Source organism: Enterococcus hailinensis (assembly GCF_045862035.1).
Lineage (GTDB): Bacteria > Bacillota > Bacilli > Lactobacillales > Enterococcaceae > Enterococcus_A > Enterococcus_A hailinensis.
In genome coordinates, this window is the sequence record NZ_BAAFRV010000032.1 from 1 (window position 1) to 8,102 (window position 8,102).

At 34.9% G+C, this 8,102-nt stretch carries 7 protein-coding genes and 4 pseudogenes; 5 read left to right on the forward strand and 6 right to left on the reverse strand.

From position 1 onward, the window contains the following. A partial coding sequence (locus ACKTSC_RS12885; protein ID WP_407857796.1) for a DDE-type integrase/transposase/recombinase occupies positions 1 to 221 on the forward strand: 221 nt, incomplete at its 5' end. Positions 222 to 275: 54 nt separating this feature from the next. Continuing rightward, positions 276 to 815: pseudogene (locus ACKTSC_RS12890) on the forward strand (AAA family ATPase); the annotation flags it as partial. 131 nt (positions 816 to 946) lie between these two features. Here the strand turns inward: ACKTSC_RS12890 and ACKTSC_RS12895 are convergent. The 6 genes and pseudogenes from ACKTSC_RS12895 to ACKTSC_RS12920 form a co-directional block, all read right to left on the reverse strand. Beyond that, positions 947 to 1,789: pseudogene (locus tag ACKTSC_RS12895) on the reverse strand (IS3 family transposase); the annotation flags it as partial. Positions 1,790 to 1,812: 23 nt separating this feature from the next. Next, positions 1,813 to 2,097 carry a transposase gene (locus tag ACKTSC_RS12900; protein WP_001232998.1) on the reverse strand — a complete coding sequence of 95 codons (285 nt, stop codon included), beginning with the start codon at positions 2,095 to 2,097 and terminating at the stop codon, positions 1,813 to 1,815. A 129-nt stretch (positions 2,098 to 2,226) separates the two neighbouring features. Continuing rightward, a pseudogene (locus ACKTSC_RS12905) lies at positions 2,227 to 2,541 on the reverse strand (transposase); the annotation flags it as partial. Positions 2,542 to 2,858: 317 nt separating this feature from the next. Continuing rightward, positions 2,859 to 3,449 carry an SOS response-associated peptidase gene (locus tag ACKTSC_RS12910; RefSeq protein ID WP_407857797.1) on the reverse strand — a complete coding sequence of 197 codons (591 nt, stop codon included), beginning with the start codon at positions 3,447 to 3,449 and terminating at the stop codon, positions 2,859 to 2,861. A 92-nt stretch (positions 3,450 to 3,541) separates the two neighbouring features. After that, a complete protein-coding gene (locus ACKTSC_RS12915) occupies positions 3,542 to 4,048 on the reverse strand; it encodes a hypothetical protein (protein ID WP_407857798.1) in 507 nt (168 codons plus the stop codon). Next, the gene (locus tag ACKTSC_RS12920) at positions 4,032 to 5,411 is read right to left on the reverse strand and encodes a Y-family DNA polymerase (protein WP_407857799.1); all 1,380 of its coding nucleotides are present in this window, start codon (positions 5,409 to 5,411) and stop codon (positions 4,032 to 4,034) included. The genes ACKTSC_RS12915 and ACKTSC_RS12920 overlap by 17 nt, the downstream gene beginning before the upstream one ends. Positions 5,412 to 6,009: 598 nt before the next feature. Here ACKTSC_RS12920 and ACKTSC_RS12925 point away from each other — a divergent pair. The 3 genes and pseudogenes from ACKTSC_RS12925 to ACKTSC_RS12935 all read left to right on the forward strand — a co-directional run. Continuing rightward, positions 6,010 to 6,822, forward strand: a complete 813-nt coding sequence (locus tag ACKTSC_RS12925; RefSeq protein WP_154694684.1) for a ParA family protein — start codon at positions 6,010 to 6,012, stop codon at positions 6,820 to 6,822. Between the two features lie 16 nt (positions 6,823 to 6,838). Next, positions 6,839 to 7,264 carry a hypothetical protein gene (locus tag ACKTSC_RS12930; RefSeq protein ID WP_002337540.1) on the forward strand — a complete coding sequence of 142 codons (426 nt, stop codon included), beginning with the start codon at positions 6,839 to 6,841 and terminating at the stop codon, positions 7,262 to 7,264. A 591-nt stretch (positions 7,265 to 7,855) separates the two neighbouring features. Beyond that, positions 7,856 to 8,102, forward strand: a pseudogene (locus ACKTSC_RS12935) (primase C-terminal domain-containing protein); the annotation flags it as partial.

Here is an 8,102-nt window from a genome sequence, read left to right on the forward strand (position 1 = left end):
CAGAACATCGTACCATTAAATACCTGAATAATTTGATTGAACAAGACCATCGTCCAGTAAAGAGACGCAATAAATTCTATCGAAGTTTACGCACTGCCTCTACCACGATTAAAGGCATGGAAGCCATTCGAGGATTATATAAGAAAACCCGAAAAGAAGGCACTCTCTTCGGGTTTTCGGTCTGTACTGAAATCAAGGTATTATTGGTAATCCCAGCTTAAATCATAGATACCGTAAGGGATTTTATTCTTTATTTAAAACTTTGCAACAGAACCGTATTATTAGATGAAATTGAAAAGGCTGATCCACAAGTATTAACGTTACTGTTACAAGTGATGGATGATGGGCGCTTAACGGATGGACAAGGCAATGTCATTAATTTCAAAAATACGATTATTATTGCTACTTCTAATGCTGGATTTGGTAATGAAGCATTAAGTGGTGACAAGCAACGAGATCAGTCATTAATGGATAAGTTAGCACCATTTTTCCGCCCAGAATTTCTGAACCGTTTTAATGGAATCGTGGAATTTTCACATCTGACTAAGCAAGACTTAAGTCAAATTGTCGATTTGATGTTGGCGGATGTACAAAAAACTTTAGCCAAAAAATCCATCAAACTTGAGGTAACTAAAGCGGCCAAAGATTGGCTGATGGAACAAGGCTATGATGAAGCAATGGGTGCGCGGCCATTACGGCGAGTAATTGAACAACAAATTCGTGATAAGGTAACAGATTTCTACCTTGACCACTTAGATGTCAAAAACTTGAAGGCTGATTTAGTGGATGCTGAGATTGTGATATCGGCAGCTTAGCTTAAATCAGTGTTCATAAATAACTTTATATAAGAGGAGATTTATTGGGAAGGAGATTGCTTGATAGATCTCCTTTTTTCGTTGATTTTCACCATTTGATATTAATCTATTGGGGACCTGCAACAGTTTAGTTAACAGTCGGTTAGATTACTTATTTTCTTCGCCTCAAATTGTCGAGGAGTCATCATAAATTTTGTATGGATTCTTTTGTTTGGATAGTAGTCTTCTAAATAATCTTGAATCAACACCTTCATCTCTATTTTACTTTTATGCTTGTTGGGTTCGATTAATTCTCGTTTGATTGATCGATGAAACGATTCGATTACCGCATTGTCAACAGGAGTCCCAGGTTGGCTCATTGAATGTGTAATGTGGTGGTCGGTCAACAGCTCTTGATAGCTAAGAGACCGATATTGGCTACCTCTATCGGAATGAATTACCGTAGGCAATTCTCCTTTATAAATTTGTAATGGATGGATGACAATTTCTTTTTTCATGTTTGAATCCAACATATAGCAACGTGGAATACGAGTTGCTAAGTCAATGTAGGTGGACAAATAGAGGCGACCGTCATTACAAGGAATGTAAGTAATATCTGTCACCCAAACAGCATCGATTTGGCTCTGTTCAAATTGTCGATTCAATAAATTTTCTTTTACTATTTCTTCGATTGCTTTTCCTCTGCCATAAGAAGATTGGCGTCGATGAAATCCTTTTGCGCATAAATTCATTCCACGCATAAGGACCGCCACAACACGTTTATTGGTTTCGATTCCTTCATCGTAAAGTTGTTGAGCGATTCTTGGAGATCCGTATCGACCTTTGTGTTCGTAGAACACTCGCTTAATATTCTGTTTTAAAAAATTATGGCGAAGTTGAGTCCTACTGGGTTGACGATTCCGCCATAAATAATATCCTTGCCTACTTACATTTAAAATCCTGCACAAAGTTTGAATTGAATATTGTTGATGATGTTTGTGAACAAACTCAAAACGAACTACTTTTTTTGCTTCACAAACGTGTCGAACTTTTTTAGAATTTCATTTTCCTCTGTTAGCCGTTTATTTTCCTGTTCAAGAATGTAGAAATCTACTTTATCAGGTAATCTTTTTCCTTGTCCAGCAAAAGCATTTTTTCCGTATCGATGATATTCTGAAACCCATCGGGAAATTGTTGGACGAGAGATATTGTATTCTTCAGCAATTTTCTTGGTAGTTACTTTTTTCTCAAGGATATCCTGTGAAATCTTTAGTTTAAATTCACGATCATATGTTTTTCTCAATAGAGTTCATTCCTTCCGGTAACGTAACTGATAGTCAAGAAAAGTGTATCATAGCCCATTGAGTAATATGGGTAGCGTCAAGAATCTTGTGTAAATGAAATGCCTCCGTACATATAATATGTAGTTAATTTAAATAAAGGATGATTCCAGGGTGTCCTGAAGTCCTTTGAATCCGCGATGGATTCGCTTCATGGACTTCTTGTTGTAGACATTAAACTGAGAAACCAGGAATCGATCCAGTGAATCTTCCGTTGGAAATTGTTCTTTGTGGTTGGTGTTGCGTTTGAGATGTTTGTTAAAGTTCTCAATGAAGTTGGTTGAATACAATGAACCGCGAATAGCTGGTGGGAAATCCATGAAAGTGAGCAGATTCGGCATTTTAAGCAGATTTTTGATTAACTTGGGATAGGTCTGATGCCAGTTGTTGGCGAAGTCATTCAATTTTCGTACCTGGCATGACATTTAGTGGGACTTCAATACCATGGGGATTTGAATGGCAATAAAAAAGAGGGTGAGCTATCATGAAAATTTCTAAATTTAAAATTTACCATATAATTTTAGTCGTTGTTTTTATTTTAGCTTTAGTATTTCTAAAATATGATCAAAGTTTGTACCGAAATATTTTTTTTATAGTCTTAATTATTTCTTTAATTGTGAAAATTATATATGATTATGTAAAAAAGAATAAAACAACTAAAAAATTTAACTGATAAAAAAATTGTAATGACAAAAGAGCGGATCTTTTATAGATCCGCTCTTTTTTATTTTGCTACTTCAGTACGAGTTAATTCTGGCATATCAGCTGTAAGATAGTTACGTGCGAAATCCAGATCTGTGATCCAATCTTTTATATGATCTCTTTGAATAATAAGCGGCATACGATCATGTATTGGGGATACTGAATCGTTAGGTTTTGTCGTCATAATAATCGATTCCGTTTCAAATCCTGCACCTGTTTTATGCACACGATAAAATCCTCCCAAATAAAAAACATCATTATCCCCTGCAGTAAACAATAGTTTTCGTTTTTCGGAATCCCACTCATAGAATCCGGAGACTGGTATGACGCAGCGAGTTTCTCTGAAGGCTTTAGAAAAAGTCTTCTTTTCTTCTACTGTTTCTGAACGTGCGTTGATCACAAGTTGACCAGGCTTAAATCCTTGGAAACCCCACTGAGTGATTCCTGGTACTACTCTTGAATCCTGATTAAGTCCTAGTGTTACTATATAATTAGTTGGAAAAATTTCATTAAAACCAACACGAATATGTTTACCTGTAGTATTTAAAACGACGTGGTCATAGTAGCTTCTTAATTCATTTGAAGATAAATCAAAAAAATATCTTCCACACATATTCTCCCCCTCCTTTTCTAATTTATTTAAAAAACGTGTGTCAGAGAGCTATTCTAAGGCGATTTCAAAGTCAAATGATGGACAATGGATCTTCAATCATCATCTGCAAAGTCCTGATAATACTCATTTTTGATTAACTCAATCTCTTTTTCTATTTTACTCTCTTTTTTCTTTTGCTTTTTGCGAGAAGATTTTCCGTCCTGAAAATAGTCAACCTTAAACCATTTTTCCTCTTTTTTTATAGATACGTGTCGAACGTCTGTCCAATAGATCGCTTGTTCATTCAATACAAAATAGTCTTCATATGCTTCACCTAGAAATTGTCCTTCGACAGGATCCAAAAATCGCCCAAATTCGTCTTTAGTGTTTAACTGCAGCGTTATAGGTTTATGATAAAGGAAAGACTCTGAAAGTATTGTGTCGATCTCCTCACGATTCATTAACTCCAAACCAACAACTTCTTTCTTAGCCCAGGCTTCATTTTCTAAAACGCCTTTCATCAAATCATCCATGGCGTAAGCCGTTGCCCACTTCAATCCGAATGGCCGGTCCCTGTATTGATTATAGTCCGTAAATGTTTTCTTAGTACGTTTTACCATGACCTTCAGCACCTTCAAGTCCAGACATACCACCTGCATGTCCTCCGACAAGGCTGCTGCGAGCGATCGCACGTCCACCTTCCATTATGCTATTTGCATGAACGATCGATTTAAACCCGAATTTTTTGCGTATAGTATCTACCACATAATCGATTTTTAAGTCTTTTACTTGCTCGTCCGGATCTTCAAAGAGATCAAGCTGCAAAGCTTTAGAATAAACGAGCTTTGAACAGTTTACTGCCATATTTCGAATGTCCGGGTATTTGTAATGACGATCAAATATCTGCAATAAGTAGTTTGCTATTTGTTTGCTGCTATTAGTTGCTGGCACCTTCATTTGCTGGTGAAATCCTCGATTTCCTGATCGATCGACGTAGCCCATTGAAAAGCCGATCCACAAAGAAACGACTTCAGCTTTCGCTCCAGATCTCCGCAATCTTGTTGCTACTTGATCGGCCATTTCTTTGATTACAATTTCTATTTCTTTTCGGCGTGTATAGTCCCGATTTAAGACCTGACTGTTCCCTATCGACTTAGATTTTACTTTGTATTTCTGACCTAAGAATGATCGATCGATGCCCCAGCTGTGTGCATACAGTTGAGTACCTAAGACGCCAAAATTTTGCTTCAGCTGATAATAATTTGCGTGTGCCAGATCATGCATAGTAAATATGCCCATTCGGTTCAGTCTGATTGCTGTCCGACGTCCTATCCCCCAAACGTCTGTAATGTTTTCTACAGACCAAAGCTTTTGCTGAACGTCTTCATAGCGCCATTCTGCTTTCATATCTGCATTTTTTTTGCTTTCGAGGTCTAGTGCGAACTTGGCCAAGAGCGGATTGTCACCTATCCCGATCGTTGTGAAGATTCCAGTTTGTCGATAAACGTCTGTTTGAATCATTCTCGCCAGCTCTCTTGCGTCCTTTGCACCGAACAGTTTTAATGAGTCTGTGACGTCCACAAAGCTCTCATCGATGCTGTATACGGAATGATTTTGTTCGTCAGCGTATTTCTTGTAAATATTGTTAATCTCCATATTCTTTCTCATATACAGTGCCATTCTCGGTGGTGCGATCACGAGGTCTTCCGGATACGGAAAAGGAAGATCCCGTGATCGACTGACATTAGAAATTCCATAGGCTTTTTTTGCGGCCGGACTCGATGCCAGAATCAACCCACTTCCTCGCTGAGAAGGATCGTCTGAAGGATAGGACATGACAACTAATTTTGTCTTTAAAGGACTTAGCCCTCTTTCTACACATTCTACGGATGCATAAAATGATTTACAGTCGATACAAAGAATATCCCTTGAAGGTTCTTTCGTGTAATCAAACTTTGGATTTACGTCAAAATGCATAACCATGCTAAATCCCCTTTTCAAAAAAAGATACGTTTTATATACACATTAGAACATACGTTCGTTTTATTAGTCAAGGAAATTAAATGATTAAAAACAGGATCATAAATTATTTGCTAATCAATTATAGTATATCTTATACATAAAATAATAAAGTATAAGATATACATTTGTTTTAGTATAACTTATACCATAAACGTTATTCTGGAATTTTATCAGAATGATTTTTTACGTCAGCCAGAACATTAATTCAAGGTATTTATAGTATATATCTGCTAATAAATGAAATATAGCAAATATATTAAATATATTTAGTATATCTTATACATAAAATAATAAAGTATAAGATATACGTTTGTTTTAGTATAACTTATACCATAAATACTATTTTGAAATTTTATCAGAGTGATTTTTACGTCAGCCAGAACATTAATTCAAGGTATTTGTTGTATGGATCTGCTATTAAATGAAATATAGCAGATATATTAAATATTTTCAGTATAACTTATACTTTTTATCAATATATAAAGTATAAAATAAATATTGATTAAAATAAATATATAAGTTATACTTTAAATAAAGATAAAAGAAAGTAGGTAAAAATATGACAGCAACTACTTATACAGTCGGGAACTTTAAAGGTGGAGTAGGAAAAACCAAGATAGTTACAATGCTAGCTTTTGATAATGCTGTAGTAAATAAGAAAAAAACACTGGTAATAGATATTGATCCGCAAGCCAACGCTTCACAAATATTAGCAAGAACTGTTGACTTAGATCATATTGGTAAAACAATAGTAGATGGGATCAACGAAGAAGACCTTTCAATTTGTATAACGCCGATTATGGAAAATCTAGATTTAATTGCATGTGATACAAGTTTTAGATCGTTTTCTAACTATGTTCTTGCTAACTTTGAAGATGAGAAAGAACAAATCATGGTTTTAGAAAAATTATTGGAACCTATCAAAGAAAATTATGAGACTATTTTTATTGATGTGCCTCCAACTATTAGTGCATATTCAGATAATGCTATGGCGGCCTCTGATTACAGTATAATAGCTTTTCAAACACAAGAGGAATCGTTGGATGGAATTGGAAAATATGTTGGGTACCAAAAATTTATGATTAACAACTACGATATTGACCTTGAAGTGATTTCTATAATTGCATGCATGCTTGAACCAGACGATGATTTAGATAAAAGTGTATTGAGCGAGGCTATAGATTTATATGGATCCGCTGTGTCTAAGAATATTGTTAATTTCCAAAAACGACTAAAACGTTATTCAAGAGAAGGAATATCTTTGAAAAAGTATCGAAACGGAAATTATGATCAATGGGACTATAGGGCACATGAACCGTTTATAAAAATACTAGCCGAACTTGAATCACGCAGAAAGATATTTGAAGAATAGCTAGGAGGGAAAGAATATGAGTGAAAGGAAAGAATTTAATGTTGATACCAAAGTTGATACAGAATATGCTGGTCTCTTACAACCAGGAATAAAAAAGAAAAAATCTGTATCAATTAGAGGAGAAAACGAATTTGGACACTCTTCTTTGATGAATAAGAAACCAAAGGCGACTACTTCAGCAGCAAGTAAAAAACGAGGACGTCCTATAGAAATTACAGATGAAAGATTTAAAGTTACAAAGCCAAAAAAAATATCTCCTGCTTTGGAGTCAAAATTAAACGTACTACAAGACTATGTTGAGGAACTTCAATCAGTTCAGGGTAGGATTACCTTTGAAAAACTTATTGACACTTTATCGGAAGCGTATATTACGCAAAAATTAGGTGTGGCGAAAGAGGAACATTTGAGAGAAGAAATAAAAGATGCATTTGATAAGCTTTAATTTTTTCAAGTCATTCAACAATAAAAGTATAAGTTATTATTGATTACCAAAACATAAAGTATAACTTATACTTTATGTTTTGGTATTACAGAATAATTGTTATCAGGAAAAGCTTATTTTAAAGGTATCGTTTGATTATCTGTTGTAATAATTTAAAGTATAAGATATACAATAAAGTCTAATTAGGTATAACTTATATGAGGTTTATTTAAGTATAACTTATACTTTATAAAAATTTCTTCTTGTACAAATTTAACTGTTTTGTTATATTCAAATAAATAATACATATAAAAAAGAGACGGATAAAAAAGTGAATTTGGCCTCACTTCTTCATCTGAATCACATACAACACTATGTGTTCTCGCTCGTCTCATGGAAATTATGTAAGTGGCTGGAAACCACTTATGTGATTTGAATAAATCTATTCGGACTACCAATCCGAACCTATAGGTCTATTTTACCATTTTTTGACGAGCAACTCAATATATATACGCTTATTTTGTCATTCCTTTGAGACTTCTAAGCCATTGAGAGAACACAAATCTTTAAGATTATTTGTGTTCTCTTTTTGTTTAGGAAGGAATAACAGTCATGGCAGCTTCTTTGGATGTCGTATATTCGACGGTATTACAAAATGGTATCCGTAAATTTAAATATAAAAACAGCCACTTAAAACCGGTCTCTTTTAGTGATCAGTCGGGAAAGGGGGCTATTTTTGCGTACCGTTCAAAGGAACACATGATCGAGGGGATTGGACTAGTGATCACTTCAGAAGAAGGGGTGATCGAAAACAATAATCGATTCACTCATTGGACACCAAATGTATTTCGCTATGGAA